The organism is Rhodoglobus sp. G.S.23, from assembly GCF_056675935.1.
In genome coordinates, this window is record NZ_CM155237.1 from 2903005 (window position 1) to 2919813 (window position 16809).

Genomic DNA, 16809 nt, shown 5'->3' on the forward strand with positions numbered 1-16809 from the left:
CCTTGGCTGCTTCGACAGGAGCCTCGGTAGGAGCAGCAGGAGCCTTGGCGTCTTCGGCAGGAGCCTTAGTCGCAGCGGCAGGAGCCTCGGTAGGAGCAGCAGGAGCCTTGGCGTCTTCGGCAGGAGCCTTGGTTGCGGCTGCAGGAGTCTTTGCTGGAGCAGCAGCCTTGCGGGCGGCCTTCTCTTCAGCAATCTTCTTGGCAGCAGCTACCTGAGCGAACCCAGCTTCTGCACGCAGCACCTTGGTGCGCATGACAGCTTCGCTGAGTGAGAGTTGGCGGTCGAGCTCGTCTGTTGACTTGCTCTCTGCGGTGAAGTTGACGACGGCGTAGATGCCTTCGGTCTTCTTGTTGATCTCGTAGGCCAAACGACGGCGACCCCAAATATCGATGTTATCGATGGTGCCACCGTCATTACGGATGACATTGAGGAACTTGTCGAGACTGGGAGCCACGGTGCGTTCGTCGATCTCTGGATCGAGGATGACCATGAGTTCGTACTGATGCGTCACAAACCCACCTCCTTCGGACTTAAACGGTTACAGACGATCTGTAACAGGAGGGTGTTGACGTTCGTCTTTCCACCTATTGGTAGTTAGACAACCTGCCTAGTGTAGTTGTTTGGCGGGGCAATACTCAAGGTGAGAAGACTAGTGGGCGTTATTGACGCTCAGCCCACCACGCGCGCAGTCGCTTTTCTGCCTCAGGCTCACCGAGTGGCCCCTCGTCGAGTCGCAGCTCGAGCAAGAACGAATACGCCTCTCCAACCTCACGACTCGGCTTAAGTCCCAGAATCGCCATGATCTGTTCGCCGTCGAGATCGGGGCGTACTGCCGCAATTCCCTCTGCCTCAGCAATTGCCGCGATCCGATCTTCGAGGTCGTCGTAGGCAAAAGCTAAACGGTCGGCCTTCCGCACATTGCGCGTAGTGACATCCGCCCGGGTAATGATGTGCAGGCGTTCAAGCTGAGCTCCGGCATCCCGAACGTAGCGGCGCACGGCCGAATCAGTCCACGCGCCCTCGGTGTAACCGAAGAAGCGCAAGTGAAGCTCAACGAGCCGCGCTACCGAGGTGATTGTGTCCTTGTCGAAACGCAGAGCCCTCAAACGCTTCGTCGCAAGCTTTGCCCCAACAACGTCGTGATGGTGGAAGGTCACGACACCGCCGCGTTCGATTTTGCGCGTCGAAGGCTTGCCGATGTCGTGCAGTAGCGCAGCGATCCTCAGAACAAGGTCTGGGCCCTCGATTCCCGGGCGACTCTTTTCGAGGTCAATCGCTTGACGCAACACTGTCAGCGAATGCTCGTAGACATCCTTGTGGTGGGCGTGCTCATCGACCTCAAGCTTCAATGCCGGAATCTCGGGGAGCACGTGGTCAGCAATCCCCGTCTCGACCAGAAGGCGGATGCCCGGAACCGGGTCATCCGTCTTCAACAGTTTTGTGAGCTCATCACTCACCCGCTCGACGCTGACGATCTCGATCCGCGGGGCGAGCTCTGTCATCGCCCGAACAGTGTCAGGGGAGACCGTGAAACCCAGCTGCGACGTGAAACGCGCGGCTCGCATCATCCGCAGCGGATCATCGCCGAACGACACCTCAGGCGATCCAGGTGTTGTGAGGGTTTTGGTCAGCAGGTCCTCAACACCATTCCACGGGTCAACAAGAACCCGCTCAGGCAAACGCAAAGCCATCGCATTGACGCTGAAGTCCCGACGTTCGAGGTCTTTCTCCAGAGAATCACCAAAAGCGACAACCGGCTTTCTCGTTTCACCGTCATAGCTATCGGCACGATACGTCGTAATTTCGACCGTTTCCCCGTCAATGCGGGCCGCGATCGTGCCAAAGTCTCGACCGATGTCCCACTGCGCATCCGAGATCGGCTTAACGATTCGCATGATGTCGTCGGGGTTCGCATTTGTCGCAAAATCGAGGTCGCTAACAACGCGCCCCAGGAAGGCGTCCCTCACCGGTCCACCCACAAGCGCGAGTTCGAAGCCTTCAGCAGCGAATCGCGCGGCTAGGGTGGCTACGGGTTTAGAGTCGGCAAGCTTTCCGAGACTCTCAATTGCGGCGGCAACACTCTCCATGATGCGACTAGTTTCGCACGACCATTGCGAGCAATTTGCCCGATGAGTGCACAACGCACCCATCATTCAGAGAAGGACGAATAAACTCACACCATGCTGGCCAAGCGAGAGTACGGGGTAGACCCTTGCCTATAAGAGTATTCAGCGCCGCCATCGTGCTCGGCCTAGGCCTCACTCTTGCCGCGAGCGGAGCAAGTGCTACACCGAGCGCCAGTGTCGCTCCGACGTTAACGACGGCATCCGCTGCCACCGAGGTCACCGTGATCGCGCCATTGACTGTCCCCTCCGGCAGCGGTGGGCTCATCGATGCCGAAACTCTTGCCGACTACACCGACTCCTTGGGGCTGCTGACTCGGCAATTGGATGCTGTGGCAGGAAAGCCCATCGCCGTTGCCATCGATCCGATGATCTTGGTCTCCATTCGCGCGCTGGGCACTAGCGCGCCAGAGTCTGCTCGCAATTGGCTCGAGCGCCTTTCGCTCATCTCCAACGAAATTGTTCCGCTGCCCTACGCGAACTCCGACCCGACGTTGGCTACGCAGGCTGGTGAGGCGACAACGCTCGCTCCAGTGAGTTTCGATTTTGCGCTCGATCCCGCCAACTTCGCAGACGCTGACGCTCCCGCATCAACCGATAACGCAGACGCGATGGATGTCGGCGCCGACGTCATTCCGACCTATCCCACAACGGAAGAACTTCTGGCCTGGGATTATTCACTCCCCGGTTTAGTGCACCCCCGAGCAAATAGTGTCGTGACGAGTGATCTCGACGCGTTTGCCGCCAGTGGCTTCAGCACAGTCGTTCTGTCGTCAACGAATGTTGAACGAGAGGCTAGCGCTGGCTCGGTTGTCACGATCGACGGCATGACAGCCCTCATCGCCGATTCAACAGCATCTGCGGCCATGGATGATGCCCTCGGCTCCACTCTCGACCGAGATGTCACTGCGGCAGAAACAGCTCTTGCTTCTGCAGTACTCACGGCGGGCAATGCCCAGTCAGCCGCGACCGCGACTGTGCTCGTCGCGATCGATCATTCTCTTGAACTCAGTTCGGCCCGACTTGATACCGCACTAGCCAGCCTCACGGCGAGCCCATCAATCACTCTTGTTCCTCTTACCTCGCTCGCCTCAGCGACGGCGATTGCTGCAGCATCGCCCGCAACAGTCATTGATACGCCTCAGAGCGCTGAGCGCATCGGCGATGTCGGTCGTCTCCTGGCTGCTGCGGAACAGGAGAACACTTTCTTCTCCATCGCCGACGACCCTGAAGCACTGGTTGCCCAGCGTCGACTCGAACTTCTTGACGTAACGAGCGTTGTCCCGACCGAAGATCCCGCCGACTGGCTCAGTGAGGTCAGTACCTTTTTGGCCGACTCTCGAGACATCCTCTCCGCGGTTAGCGTTGTGGAATCCAGCAACTTTCTCTTCTTAGCTGACAACAGCTTCTTGCCCATCTCCGTGAACAACAACCTCAATCAGGCAGTGACCGTCTTCATTACGGTCGACCCGCGAACTGGTCTTCTCGCCGTAGGAAATGGTCGCGTCGAGCTTCACATCGAAGCAAATTCGCAAGCGAAGGGCAACATTCCTGTGCAGGCGCTGTCCAATGGTGTTGTCGACGTTGATATCAGCCTCACGAGCAGCACTGGGCTCCCCATCGGCAGCAATACCGTCAGCGAAGTCAATGTTCAGGCTGGGTGGGAAACGCCCATTGTTTTGGCCTTCGCTGCACTCGTGGTGGTGGTCTTCGGAGTCGGATTCGTTCGGAGTATCGTGCGCCGCAGAAAGCCCGTAGATGACTAATCCGAGAGAACCCGAAACTCAACCGGGTCCGGGGGTGCCCACTGCCGCAACGGCGCTTCCCGCCCAGAAAGCGTCAACAATCGGCCGTGCGAGTGCTCTGCTTGCGTCGGGCACCTTTGTTTCGCGCATCCTTGGCTTCCTCAGCGCTCTCGTTCTTGCCCGCACTCTTGGCTTGTTCGGGTCCGGTGACGCCTACGCGATCGCCAATCAGTTGCCCAAGAGCATCTATGCGATCGTCGCCGGGGGAATGCTTAGTGCGGTCATTGTGCCGCAGATTGTCAGAGCGGCGCTTCACAAAGATGGTGGCCAAAAATTCATTAATCGCCTGGTGACTCTCGGCGTAGTCGTCTTTCTGGTGATCACCGCCATTGCGACTGTCAGTGCCCCATGGCTCGTTCAGGTGTACGCACAGTCGAGCGACAAATTCGGCCCGCCAGAGTTTGCTCTCGCTACCGCCTTCGCCTACTGGTGCCTGCCGCAGATTCTGTTCTACGCGCTCTATTCACTTTTGGGCGAGGTGCTCAATGCCCGCGGCAAGTTCGGACCATTTACCTGGGCTCCCGTCGCGAACAACGTCGTAATGCTTTCCGGTCTGATCGTGTTCCAGTTGCTTTTCGGCACTGTTTCCGGCGTGCCGCCAGCGGACTGGACCGATCAGATGGTCGCAGTCCTCGCTGGGAGCGCCACTCTTGGGGTTGCCGTTCAGGCAGCTCTCTTGGCGTATTTCTGGCACCGGGCCGGTCTTCGGTATCGCCCAGAATTCCGCTGGCGCGGGGTAGGTCTCGGCGCAGCAGGAAAAGCGGCAGCGTGGACCTTCGGCATGATCCTGGTCACACAGATAGGTGGTGTGATCGGTACGCGCGTTGCGACGATTGCGTCTGGTGGGGCATCCGTCTTCCTCATCACCACCGCGTGGCTCATTTTCATGCTCCCGCACTCGGTGATTGCGGTATCGATCGGTATGGCCTACTTCACCCGGATGAGCGGCCACGCGCGTGACGGAGATCTCGCGTCAATGCGCGACGATGTTTCTTCATCTCTGCGGTCGATCCTGATGCTGCTCATGTTTGCGGCGATCGGCCTGATGGTGATTGCGTTCCCCTTCAGCGCACTATTCGCCACTAGTTACGACCAGACACTATCGCTGGCCTTCGTGCTCATCCTTTACCTTGTCGGCCTAGTCCCGTTTAGCGTTATGTACGTATTGCAGCGGGTCTTCTATGCGTTCGAAGACACTCGTACCCCGTTCATCCTGCAGAGTCTCCAGGTGGTGCTGTATGTCTGTGGAGCGCTTGTCGTCTCGACGTTCCCCGTTGATCGCATCGCCATGGGATTGGCGGCGATGATTAGCATTGCCGGCACGATTCAAACCGTTATTGCCCTTATCGTTCTGCGCAAGAGAGTTCCCGGGTTTGTCATTCTTCCGCTCATCTTGCGTGCGTTGTGGTTCTTTGCGGCAATGCTGCCTGCAGCCGCCGCCGGCTTCGGAATTCTGATGCTTCTTGGCGGATTTGGCGAAGATTCCTTTGTTGTTTCCGGTTTTGCTGGTGGCTTTGCTTCCATCGCGCTGGCAGGTACCGGAATGCTGGTCATCTATGCGGCAACTCTCGCGCTCACCAAGAATGACGAGTTCTTCGCTTTCGCCAAGCCCATCGCATCGCGTTTGCGCCGCCGGTAGCCTTCGCTCGATACCCTCGCGGTTTACCCGAAAGGGAACTCACAATGACAGGGCTGCTAACAATCTGTAGCTAGCCCCGCATGCCCCAGCCGCTTGGAATACTCCATAGCTAGGATGTGTTGAACCGGGTAATAACGATCCCAAGGAGACACGAAAAAGTGCGTCAACTCATCATCATCGGATCCGGCCCCGCCGGTTACACCGCTGCGATCTATGCTGCCCGCGCAAATCTCGCGCCGCTGGTGATTGCTAGCTCGGTAGAGGCTGGTGGCGAGCTTATGAAGACCACCGAAATCGAAAACTATCCTGGTTTTGCTGAAGGAATTCAGGGCCCAGACCTCATGCTCGAAATGCAGAAGCAGGCTGAGCGGTTCGGCGCTGAGATCGTTCTCGATGACGTCACTGACCTGCAGCTCGATGGACAGGTCAAGAAGGTCACTCTCGGCAACGGCGACGTGCACGAAGCTCTCGCGGTAGTTTTCGCAACGGGTTCTGCTTACCGCAAGCTTGGACTTCCTGACGAAGAGCGCTTGAGCGGCTACGGCGTCTCATGGTGCGCGACCTGCGATGGTTTCTTCTTCCGCAAAAAGACGATCGCTGTCGTCGGCGGCGGCGATTCGGCGATGGAAGAGGCAACGTTCCTCACGAAGTTTGCTGACAAGGTTTATGTGATTCACCGTAAGGACGAACTGCGTGCGTCCAAGGCAATGCAGGAGCGTGCATTCAGCGATCCCAAGATTGAATTCGTCTGGAACAAGGCTGTAACCGGCATTACCGGTTCCGACCTCGTTGACGGTATCGATCTCACAGACACCGTTGATGGCAGCACGTCACACCTCGACGTCAGCGGCCTGTTCATTGCTATCGGCGCAGACCCCCGCACACACCTTGTGCACGGCCAGCTCGACATCAACGCCGACGGAACAGTGGCAGTGGATGGTCGTTCCTCACGCACGAACATCACCGGAGTATTTGCCGCCGGCGACGTTATCGACCCCACTTACCGCCAAGCAGTAACGGCCGCCGGCTCCGGCACCGTTGCAGCCCTCGATGCGGAGCACTACCTCGCATCACTGCCGCGCGAACTTGTCGCCGGCGCAGTCCAGCCCAAGGAGCAAGAAGCTCCCGAAGCCGCCGGCGTACCCACGCTGGCTTAGTCGCTCACCGCAGACATCCCAACGAACAAAGGAACCTTTAATGTCTTCAGCAACAGAAGTAACCGACGCCAACTTTGAAGAGCTCGTCCTCAACTCAGAGGACACCATCATGGTGGATTTCTGGGCCGAATGGTGCGGCCCATGTCGCCAGGTTGGTCCGATCCTCGACCAGATCGCCAGCGAGCACTCCGACAAGATCAAGATCGTCAAGCTCAACGTCGACGACAACCCCCAGATGGCGATGAAGTACCAGATCACATCTATCCCCGCCATGAAGGTCTTCCGCGGTGGAGAGGTTGTCAAGACCGTCATCGGCGCAAAGCCGAAGCCAGCGCTTGAGTCTGACCTCGCAGAGTTCTTGGCCTAAAGGAACTTCGTAGTCGAAGGCCTCCGACATCCACTACTTGGTGGGTGTGCGGAGGCTTTCGTACTTAACGCCCGTGAGTCGCTCTGATTCGGCCCACAATTTTGTTGCATCTACTTCGGAGTGCGAGGCCGGGCTTGATTCAACCAACACAGGGGCACCACGGTACTCCTTGCGGCCCGATGGACCGAAGTAGTCACCTCCATTCGCCTGAGGGTCTGTTGCGGCCCGCAGAGAAGGACGAGCGCCCTGCTTCGGGGTTTGGATGCCCAGAAATACGAGTTTTTTCAGTGGGCGCAGGTACCAGCGATCAAACAGGTGATCCGCGAGCCCTGTTCCGGCGGTGCCCGGATGCGCGGCTACCGCCATTGCATCCACTCCTGCCAGCGCGAAGCGGCGTTGGAGCTCATAAGTGAATAGAAGATTGGCCAGTTTGGAGCGGCCGTAGGCAGCACGCGGTGTGTAGGAGCCGTTCTGGAACATGAGGTTGCCGAATTCCATGAATCCCCAGCGGTGGGCCAGGCTCGACAGGCTCACAACTCGTGCACCAGGAGTAGTAGTGATGAGATCGAGGAGGTGCCCGGTGAGGGCGAAGTGCCCGAGGTGGTTGGTGCCGAGTTGGGATTCGAATCCGTCAATCGTGAGCTGGGCATCCGTCATCATGATCCCGGCATTGTTGATCAGCAAATCTAGACGTGAATGTTTCCCGTGAAACTCTTCACTGAATCGACGAATCGATTCAAGATCCGCGAGATCGAGGAGCATTGTTTCAACGGAGACGTCGCCGAGCTGCTCGACGATGGCAGTTTTCGCCGCTGCTGCCTTTTCAGTAGTTCTCATCGTCATGACAACGTGCGCGCCAGCCTTGAGCAAAGCACGGGCCGTCTCGAAGCCGAGCCCTGAGTTTGCCCCGGTAACGATCGCGACCTTGCCAGTGACGCTTGCAATGTCGGATTCGGTCCATTCGGTGCGAGCGTTCACTGGTGTCCTCAATTTCGTGCTGAAACGGTGACGTTAACGGCCACGTCTGGGGGTTCTGTCGCCAACGTGCACTGGCACCTTGCTAGTTGAGCATGAGTTTCTCTGCACGGGCTCACAAAGTTGATTCGGAACGGAGCGGCTGTCAGATTGCTGATCGGTTCGGTGTAATCCTTGCTCAGTTTCAGGTGGCAACCGACAAACGCCTATTGTTTAAAGTCAACCGAACGGGACTACCCATGACAACACAGCCAAACAACCTCGATCAGTGGTTCCATCACTATGCGGACCGCGCCTCAGGGCTTGCGGCGTCCGAAGTGCGAGCGTTGTTTGCCGTCGCCTCTCGCCCCGAGGTGGTGTCACTGGCTGGCGGCATGCCCTATGTCTCCGCGCTGCCTCAAGACCTGATCACAGAATCGATTGATCGTGTGATGCGCGATCGCGGACCTGCGGCGTTGCAGTACGGTTCTGGCCAGGGTTTGCCTGCTCTTCGGGAGCAGATCCTCGAAGTGATGGCTCTCGAGGGAATTCGGGCGAGCGTTGATGACGTTGTCGTCACGACCGGCTCACAACATGCGCTTGAACTGGTGACAAAACTTTTCATCAATCCTGGCGATGTAGTTATTGCTGAGGGCCCAAGCTACGTCACCGCGATGGTCGTCTTCAAGTCATTTCAAGCGGAAATAACTCACGTTGAAATGGATGACTTTGGGCTAGTTCCTGACTCTCTGCGCGCACACATCGCTTCAGTTCGTGCCGCGGGAAAGACAATCAAGTTTTTGTACACGGTTCCCACTTTCAGTAATCCAGCGGGGGTAACCCTTAGTTGGGAGCGCCGCATTGAGGTGCTCGAGATTGCACGGGAGAACGGCATTCTGGTTCTCGAGGACAACCCTTATGGGTTGTTGTACTTCGATGGTCCACCTCCGCACGCAATGCGGTCGGTGGAAGAGGATGGTGTGATCTATCTGGGCACGTTCTCTAAGACTCTCGCCCCGGGTTTCCGGGTGGGTTGGGTGCTCGCACCGCACGCCATCAGAGAAAAACTCATTTTGGCGAATGAGGCCGCGGTCCTTTCCCCGAGCTCGTTTACTCAAAACATCATCAGCGAATATATGAGCGTTGCCGATTGGAAGGGCCAGATTGACACCTTCCGCGGCGTGTACCGAGAGCGTCGCGATGCAATGTTGGATGCCCTCGACGATTACCTGCCCGACCTGCAGTGGACTGTGCCCAATGGTGGTTTCTATATCTGGGTAACGCTTCCTGACAACCTCGATTCCAAGTCAATGCTGCCGCGAGCGGTCAAGGAACTCGTGGCCTATACGCCAGGGACTGCTTTCTTTGCCGATGGGAACGGGCGAAGCAATATGAGGCTCTCATTCTGCTACCCGACTCCCGATTTCATCCGCGAGGGAATCCGACGGCTTTCCACGGTGATCAACGGGGAGATAGAGCTGCTCAATACTTTCTCCCAGACTGCCCCCTTGACGATTGCGCCACCCGCGCCATCGATGATCAACCCTCCAGCCAACCTCAGCTAGGACACCATGAACGCTTCACCCACTCGCGTACTAGTTCTTGCCGGCGGAATCTCCCATGAGCGCGATGTATCTCTGCGCTCGGGACGCCGAGTTGCCGATGGCCTACTCGCCCAAGGCAAAGATGTTGAGCTGCGTGATCCCGATGCATCTTTGCTTCCCTATCTTCGCGAGAACAAGCCAGATGTAGTGTGGCCCGCGCTTCACGGCGCGAGCGGGGAAGACGGGGCCCTACGTGGATTGCTCGACCTGATCGGCATCCCCTATGTGGGGTCGCGGGCAGACGCCGCCCGCCTTGCCTGGGATAAGCCAACGGCCAAGGCACTCGTTTCCCGCGTTGGCGTTCGCACCCCGCTGTCGATTGCTCTGTCCCGCGATTCTTTTCGCGAACTGGGCGCACACAGCATCTTGGATGAACTCGCCGACGAACTTTCGGGCGACCTCGTTGTCAAGCCCACTCAGGGCGGATCCGCACAGGGAGTATCCATAGTCTCTGATCGAAGTGATCTTCCTCGGGCAATGGTGAACGCCTACAACTATTGTGATGTCGCACTCATCGAGCAGCGCATCACGGGGGTTGAGATCGCTATCGGCGTTCTCGACACCGGCATGGGACCGGTCGCACTACCCGCCGTTGAAATCGTTCCTCTCGAAGGCGCCTACACTTTTGAGGCTCGTTATAATGCTGGTCAGACCGACTTTTATACTCCGGCACGAATCTCTCAGAAGGATGCCGCCCGTGCTGCAGAGGCAGCTTTAGCGGCACATTCGGCGCTCGGACTGCGCCACCTTTCGCGCGTCGACATCATCGTTGATGGTGCAGGGACACCGTGGTTCCTCGAGGCAAATGTGCTTCCCGGGCTCACCGAAACGTCAATTTTGCCGCAAGCAATCGTCGCTGCGGGGCACGATCTCGGGCGTGTATATGCAGCGCTGGCAGAAGCCGCAATAGAAGGTCCCTAACTTCACCGCTCAATCCCCTGGCTGAAACAGGTCGAAGACAGGGGAGGGGTCAGATGATCGACCACTCGTTCAACATTCGCGCACTATGAGTCTCGTTCATCGGGTCGTCGGACCGTAGTCGACCCAGGCAGATTCTGCACCCGGTCTGTCGCGGCGCGCAGCCCGGAGCTTCAATCCCAGTTCTCTCGGGTAAGGATGGAGCATCGCGTTCCCTGGGGACTGCACCGCGCAGAATACCACTGTGATGTTTCACGTGAAACGGTTGCTTCGGCTACTTCGGTTGCTTCGTTCACTCCGCGGACCTCCGTTGGCAGAGAATCGAGCGACGGGCAGCAAAAACGCAGGGGTGGGCGAAGTTCAAGCAGAAAGCTCCAGGGATGGGGTCCTGACCTCCGTTTCACGTGAAACATCGGGAGTCGCAAGGTTGACGACGGGGAAGGTCCCGATCTTTTCATACCGAGGGCTGGTTCAACTTCCAATCTCCATCAACCGGTTGCGCACAACGGGCGGGTCGCGCGAGGAACCAGCGGACTTCTTAGAAGTGATCTCAGTTCACGAGCACCGCGCTTGAGGTCGCGGCATCAGGAGAATCAGAATCGGGTGTCAGCAAGCGCAACCCCAACACTGACCCTCGCAACTTTCATTGCCGAGACACCTCACGACGATCACGACCTTGACCGTCTCCTCGATCTCGACCGTCACCGTCGACCGTCACCGTCGACCGTCACCGCAAGCGCAAGCGCAAGCGCAAGCGCAAGCGCAAGCGCAAGCGCAAGAACGGTCCCTTTTCCTGGTTCCGATTGCTCGACGTTGCCCGGCACTTCACCTCATCGGCGAACGGGCCTACCGAGCGATCCACAAGCGCCGGGAAGGCAGAGTGAAAGTACTCCAAAAACGGCGAACTCCCGCTGTTTCACTAGGGCACCAGGTTCGTACGCTCCTCAAAGCAACCGAAAACGAAGGATCGAGCGACCCGCCAACGTCACAGTATCGGGGCCAAAATCCGCAGTGTTTCACGTGAAACAATGCCGGAGACACTCAGTCAGCAAGGTTCTCAGGATTCCGCCGGCCCCACATCGTCCGGCCTAATTGTGGCGTCAGGGTCTTCTGCTATTCGCGAAGATGAGCTAGCAAAGCTATCCGCACCGAGCAGCTCTAACAGCTCTCACGGAGGTGAACTTTGACCCGAAGTCCGTTGAACACCGAGAATCGACTTCACTCTTAGCGTCCACTTCCGAATCGCACAGAAGGACGCGAGCAGCGGGGGAGTGTTAGCGGTTGAAACCTGTATCGCCGAGTTCCTCGAGAATACGGTTGAGGTCGCCTACCGTAGCGAAGTCGATGATGACCTGTCCCTTGCTAGCGCCAAGATTCACCTTGACCCGAGTGTTCAGACGGTCCGCTAGTCGTTCGGCAATCTCATCTAGAGGACCTTGCTTCTTGCCCCGTGAAGGCTTCACGCGAGCAGGTTTAGTCGAGAGGGATCCCGCTGCAGCTTCAGCAGCTCGAACCGAAAGTTCTTCATTGACGATTTTGTCCGCCAAACGCTCCATTCCTTGCGCGTCAGGAAGCGACAGGAGCGCGCGAGCGTGTCCAGCGGTCAGAACTCCGGCCGCTACACGGCGCTGAACGCTTTCTGGAAGGCGCAAAAGGCGCAAAGTGTTCGTAATTTGAGGTCGAGAACGGCCAATTCGCTCGGCTAACTGCTCCTGAGTGATCCCAAAGTCTGCCAAAAGCTGCTGATACGCGGAGGCTTCTTCAAGAGGGTTGAGATTCGCGCGGTGCAAGTTCTCAAGCAGAGCATCGCGGAGCATGTCCTCATCTGCGGTGCTCTTAATGACTGCGGGGATAGTGGCGAGCCCCAAATGCTTGCTCGCGCGCAAACGACGCTCACCCATGATGAGCTCGTATTGCGGCTGGCCCTCGAGAGCGCCCGCGAGCGGACGAACAACGATGGGTTGAAGAACGCCAATCTCACGGATCGATACGATCAGCTCTGAAAGCTCTTCCTCACGAAATTCTGTACGAGGCTGCCGAGAGTTCGGAACAATGTCGAGGGGGGAGAGGCTTGCCAAACGCGCGCCCGGAACCGAACGAAGCTTGTCGGTAGAAATCTCTCCGCCGGGAAAGAATACGTCGACGGGACGCTGTTCGTTCTCGTCAGATGCGGGGATAAGGGCGCCAATTCCGCGGCCTAGGCCTGTGCGTTTGGGTGCGGCCATTATTGGGGTGCTCCTCGATGTGCAATCTCCGCTGCTGCTTCCAAGTAGGAGAGCGAGCCTGGGGAGTTCTGGTCATAGCTAATAACAGTTTGCCCGTAACTGGGTGCTTCCGAGATCCTCACTGAACGAGGAATCACTGTTGTCAGCACTTGGTTGGGGAAGTGTTCACGCACATCATCAACAACCTGATTGGCGAGATTTGTGCGGGAGTCATACATCGTCATGAGAATCGTCGAAACCCTGAGTTTCGGATTGAGATGACGTTCGATGAGTTTGATGTTGTTGAGGAGCTGGCTCAATCCCTCTAGTGCGTAGTACTCACACTGGATCGGGATGAGAACCTCCTGTGCCGCAACGAACGCGTTGATCGTCAATAGACCAAGCGAAGGCGGGCAATCAATGAACACATAGTGGTACGAATCCGGGGAGTCTTGAAGAAACTGATCAAGGGCTGAGCGCAACCGCTGCTCTCGAGCTACCAGAGAAACGAGTTCGATCTCAGCTCCAGCAAGGTGAATGGTTGCGGGCACGCAGTACAGCGCCGCGAACTCTGGACTCTTCTGTACAACATCGATCATCGGGACATCGTTGATCATGACGTCATAGACACTAGGCGTCTCTGAGCGGTGCTCCACGCCAAGCGCAGTCGATGCATTCCCTTGAGGATCGAGGTCAATGACCAGCACTCGTGCGCCTGTGCGAGCCAACGCTGCCGCAAGGTTGACCGTCGAAGTCGTTTTTCCTACGCCGCCTTTTTGGTTGGCCACCGTGAAGACGCGAGCCTTCTCGGGGAGGGGAAGAGACGCTGCGGCCACGGCCTGGCGACGACGAGTCAAATCCGCAATCTCCCGCGCAAGCGGCGTGGTCTCATCGAACGATTTGCTCTGTTCGTTGACTTCGCTCTCGGGATGTTTCACGTGAAACTTTCTCTCTGGTACTGCAAAAAAGGTGAAGTGTGGTGGCGGCCCAACCTGCAGCCGAATCAGTCCACTCTAGCCCGAAAGACCCTTGTGATCTCTGGAGTGATTCCTTCGCCAAGAACGAGAGACTCCACGTCATGTAAACGTGCTTTGCGGATCGCCTTTGCTGCCGCTTCAATCTCCTCGTCGATGCGTGCACCTTTCATAAAAACCATCTCGCCGCCGGGGGCAAGGAGGTGCTCAGTGGAAGGAATCAGCTTCGAAAGAGCAGTGACTGCGCGCGCCGTTATCTGAGAAAGACCTTCGGCATAAGCGGCATCCTGTGACCGGGAACGTTCGACAACGACGTTCGTTAATCCGAGTCGAGCAGACTCAGCAGACAGCCAGTCCGTGCGACGTTCCATGGGTTCAATCAATACAAACTCAACATCAGGGCGCGCGATAGCGAGAACTAAACCCGGCAGCCCAGCACCACTGCCTATGTCTCCGACAAGGCCTGGCTTCAACAGAGGAGCGACCAAGGCACAGTTCACAATGTGCCGGCTCCATAGACGCGGAACCTCAAGCGGTCCGATAAGGCCGAGTTCTTCTCCCCGAAGTGCAAGGCTCTCGGTGTATTGCCGTGCTAAGTGGATACGATCGCCAAACAGCTCCGCTGCAACTTCGGGCTCGCGTTCGAGCCCCAGTTCTTCGCTCAATGTTTCACGTGAAACTAGGCGCGAGTAATAACAGTGTGGCGATCTCGGCCTTCACCACTCGACTGCGAAACGAAACCACGCTCAGCCACCACGTCGTGAACAAGTTTGCGCTCATAGGACGACATGGGAGGGAGTGCAGCAGAAGCCGAACCGGCTTCGATGCGCTCAACCGCTGTATCGACAAGCTTTGAAAGTTCAGCCGCGCGAGCCTCACGCGATCCGCCGATGTCGAGAATCAAACGGGAGAAGGCACCAGTCTTGTTCTGTACAGCGATTCGAGTCAGCTCTTGAAGTGCAGTAACTGTGTCTGGACGCGACAGCAGTCGGAGATTGGTTTCTTCACTTGACGTGACCGAAACATAAGCGCGACCAGCACGAGCATCAATTTCAATGTCGCCATCAAGGTCGGCGATATCAAGCAGTTCCTCGATGTAATCAGCCGCGATGTCGCCCTCTTCTTCAAGCTGGGCGGAAGTGCGGTCTTCACGATCGTCGACAGGAGGAGTCTCAACTGCGGCGGTGTCAGTGTCAGAAACGTTCGTCATTTCTTTTTTCCCTGCTTCTTCTTGGCACGGTTCTTGCTAACGGGTTGATCCCGCTGCGGGTTCTTGGGTTCTTCAATGACAGCGGTACCTGACTCTGAATCGGGTGCCTCTTCAATGATTCCCTTGCGTTGGTTTCGCTTCGCCAATCGTGCTTCACGAGCGAGCGCTGCTTCACTGCCCGGCGTTGGCATATTGCGAATCACGAGGAACTGCTGACCCATGGTCCAGAAGTTGGAAACGAGCCAGTAGAACATGACGCCCAGCGGGAAAGTGAAACCCGAGAAAGCGAAAACAAGGGGGAGTAGATACAACATGATCCGCTGTTGGCGGTACATGGGGCTTGCCTTCATCTCAGCCGACTGATTCTTCGACATTATCTGAAGCTGGGTAATGAACTGCGAGCCAGTCATCAGAATGACCATGATCACGGCGGTGACGATTACAGCGACGTTGCCTTCAGCTGTGCTGATTGCCAAGTGCAGCGGTGCGATGCCAAAGAGTGAGGAAGTGCCAAATGACTCAGAAAGATCAGCGCTGAGGAGTCCAACTCCGGCTGCATGATCCTCAAGCTGAGCTTCACGAAGCACCGAGAAGAGACCGAAGAAGATCGGCATCTGAAGAAGTAAGGGGAGGCAGGAACTGAAGGGGTTGGTACCAGCCTTCTTGTACATCTCCATCGTCTCGCGAGACATCGCCTCGCGAGAGAATTGATCCTTCTTTCCCTTGTATTTGTCTTGGATCTTTTTGAGCTGAGGAGCAACCTCCATCATCCGACGTTGGCTCTTAATCTGCCGGACGAAGACCGGAATCAGAGCAGCTCGAACAACGAGCACCAGACCAACAATCGAGAGCACCCAGGTGAGGCCGGCATCGGCATCCATTCCCACTGCCGTGAGAAGGGTATGGAATGCGACGAGGATCGCCTCAATCACCCACTTGATTGGCCATAGTAATGAGCCAAAGAATGCAAAAAGATCCATGTGGTGGTTAGCCCCTTTCGTGGCTTGCGGCTATCACAAAGCCGAACCTGGTGATCTGATAACGGTCATGCCGTCGAGCCGGTATGTCGTCGATTCCGCCCTCAGCCCACGGGTGGCAGCGGAGAATACGACGGGAACCAAGCCACACCCCACGGAAAACACCGTGCTGTTGGATGGCTTGAAGAGTGTAATGAGAGCACGACGGGTAATACCGGCAAACATCACCATAGAGAGGTGAGATGACAGCTCGGTAAATACGCAGAATGAAGACACAGACGTTCCGCGGAAGGAGCAGCGCAAACGTAACGAGAGACTTCATGCCTTCACCACGATGCGGTCAATCCCTTCTGCGATCTCAGCCTGTAGCGTAGTCCACTCCGTATGCTCAGAACCTGCCAGCGCACGAACCACGATGTCCGAACTTCTAGGAATGTTCGGGAGAAGTTGCGCGGCCGCCGCGCGAAGTCTGCGACGAACACGATTTCGTACTACCGCGTTGCCTACAGCTTTGGAAACGATAAAGCCAAAGCGCACACTGTTGGATCGCTTGTTATCCACAATGTGGACAACTAAGTGCGGTGCTGCATAACGACGTCCCCGACGAACAGCCAAGCGAAAGTCACTCGGATGCGTCACGCGGTTGGTCTTAGACAACACCGGACGAGGCTAGGCGGAGAGTTCGGTGCGTCCCTTGCGACGACGAGCGCCCAAGATCGCGCGGCCTGCACGGGTGCGCATACGCAAACGGAAACCGTGAACCTTCGCACGACGACGGTTGTTTGGCTGGAAAGTTCTCTTGCTCATAGCTATATCTCCAAGGCCCAGCTCTGGCAGCCGGGAAGAATTAGAAGGCCCAAGGGCCGGAAGTCAACTG

General features: G+C 57.1%; 16 protein-coding genes and 1 pseudogene. 6 read left to right on the forward strand and 11 right to left on the reverse strand.

Going from position 1 to position 16809, the window contains the following annotated elements; all coding sequences use genetic code 11:
* Positions 1-148 precede the first annotated feature (148 nt).
* Positions 149-490, reverse strand: a pseudogene (gene rpsF / locus AC1ENN_RS14165) (30S ribosomal protein S6); the annotation flags it as partial.
* 169 nt (positions 491-659) lie between these two features.
* Positions 660-2087, reverse strand: coding sequence for a CCA tRNA nucleotidyltransferase (locus AC1ENN_RS14170; protein WP_480406317.1), 1428 nt, complete (start codon positions 2085-2087; stop codon positions 660-662).
* Positions 2088-2212: 125 nt separating this feature from the next.
* Here AC1ENN_RS14170 and AC1ENN_RS14175 point away from each other — a divergent pair, with 125 nt between their 5' ends.
* The 4 genes from AC1ENN_RS14175 (at position 2213) to trxA (ending at position 7091) form a co-directional block, all read left to right on the forward strand.
* Positions 2213-3889: a DUF6049 family protein gene (locus AC1ENN_RS14175; RefSeq protein WP_449647853.1), complete on the forward strand. Its 1677-nt coding sequence runs from the start codon at positions 2213-2215 to the stop codon at positions 3887-3889.
* Complete coding sequence (gene murJ / locus AC1ENN_RS14180) at positions 3882-5567, forward strand: murein biosynthesis integral membrane protein MurJ (RefSeq protein ID WP_449647854.1); 1686 nt, start codon at positions 3882-3884, stop codon at positions 5565-5567. Before AC1ENN_RS14175 ends, murJ begins: the two co-directional genes overlap by 8 nt.
* A gap of 158 nt (positions 5568-5725) precedes the next feature.
* Positions 5726-6724: a thioredoxin-disulfide reductase gene (trxB, locus tag AC1ENN_RS14185; protein WP_449647855.1), complete on the forward strand. Its 999-nt coding sequence runs from the start codon at positions 5726-5728 to the stop codon at positions 6722-6724.
* Positions 6725-6764: 40 nt separating this feature from the next.
* On the forward strand, positions 6765-7091 hold the full coding sequence (gene trxA, locus AC1ENN_RS14190; RefSeq protein ID WP_449647856.1) for a thioredoxin: 327 nt from the start codon (positions 6765-6767) through the stop codon (positions 7089-7091).
* A gap of 33 nt (positions 7092-7124) precedes the next feature.
* On the opposite strand, the gene AC1ENN_RS14195 is transcribed toward trxA, so the two are convergent.
* Positions 7125-8069, reverse strand: a complete 945-nt coding sequence (locus tag AC1ENN_RS14195; protein WP_480406318.1) for an oxidoreductase — start codon at positions 8067-8069, stop codon at positions 7125-7127.
* Positions 8070-8305: 236 nt separating this feature from the next.
* Between AC1ENN_RS14195 and AC1ENN_RS14200 the strand changes: the two genes are divergently transcribed.
* Both AC1ENN_RS14200 and AC1ENN_RS14205 read left to right on the forward strand, forming a co-directional pair.
* Positions 8306-9610, forward strand: a complete 1305-nt coding sequence (locus AC1ENN_RS14200) for an aminotransferase-like domain-containing protein (protein ID WP_449647858.1) — start codon at positions 8306-8308, stop codon at positions 9608-9610.
* 6 nt (positions 9611-9616) lie between these two features.
* A complete protein-coding gene (locus AC1ENN_RS14205; RefSeq protein WP_480406319.1) occupies positions 9617-10570 on the forward strand; it encodes a D-alanine--D-alanine ligase family protein in 954 nt (317 codons plus the stop codon).
* A gap of 1271 nt (positions 10571-11841) precedes the next feature.
* On the opposite strand, the gene AC1ENN_RS14210 is transcribed toward AC1ENN_RS14205, so the two are convergent.
* The 8 genes from AC1ENN_RS14210 to rpmH form a co-directional block, all read right to left on the reverse strand.
* Positions 11842-12792 carry a ParB/RepB/Spo0J family partition protein gene (locus AC1ENN_RS14210; protein WP_480391503.1) on the reverse strand — a complete coding sequence of 317 codons (951 nt, stop codon included), beginning with the start codon at positions 12790-12792 and terminating at the stop codon, positions 11842-11844.
* Positions 12792-13709: a ParA family protein gene (locus tag AC1ENN_RS14215; protein WP_449647861.1), complete on the reverse strand. Its 918-nt coding sequence runs from the start codon at positions 13707-13709 to the stop codon at positions 12792-12794. Before AC1ENN_RS14215 ends, AC1ENN_RS14210 begins: the two co-directional genes overlap by 1 nt.
* Positions 13710-13774: 65 nt before the next feature.
* Entirely contained in the window at positions 13775-14410 is a 636-nt protein-coding gene (gene rsmG, locus AC1ENN_RS14220) for a 16S rRNA (guanine(527)-N(7))-methyltransferase RsmG (RefSeq protein WP_480391505.1), read from the reverse strand.
* A 14-nt stretch (positions 14411-14424) separates the two neighbouring features.
* A complete protein-coding gene (locus tag AC1ENN_RS14225; RefSeq protein WP_449647863.1) occupies positions 14425-14955 on the reverse strand; it encodes a Jag family protein in 531 nt (176 codons plus the stop codon).
* Positions 14952-15935: a membrane protein insertase YidC gene (gene yidC, locus AC1ENN_RS14230; RefSeq protein ID WP_449647864.1), complete on the reverse strand. Its 984-nt coding sequence runs from the start codon at positions 15933-15935 to the stop codon at positions 14952-14954. The genes AC1ENN_RS14225 and yidC overlap by 4 nt, the downstream gene beginning before the upstream one ends.
* Before the next feature lie 7 nt (positions 15936-15942).
* Positions 15943-16254 (reverse strand): membrane protein insertion efficiency factor YidD, encoded by a 312-nt coding sequence (yidD, locus tag AC1ENN_RS14235; RefSeq protein ID WP_480391507.1) that lies wholly within the window; start codon positions 16252-16254, stop codon positions 15943-15945.
* A complete protein-coding gene (rnpA, locus tag AC1ENN_RS14240) occupies positions 16251-16592 on the reverse strand; it encodes a ribonuclease P protein component (RefSeq protein ID WP_449647866.1) in 342 nt (113 codons plus the stop codon). Before rnpA ends, yidD begins: the two co-directional genes overlap by 4 nt.
* A 9-nt stretch (positions 16593-16601) precedes the next feature.
* Positions 16602-16739: a 50S ribosomal protein L34 gene (gene rpmH / locus AC1ENN_RS14245; RefSeq protein WP_010204566.1), complete on the reverse strand. Its 138-nt coding sequence runs from the start codon at positions 16737-16739 to the stop codon at positions 16602-16604.
* Positions 16740-16809 lie beyond the last annotated feature (70 nt).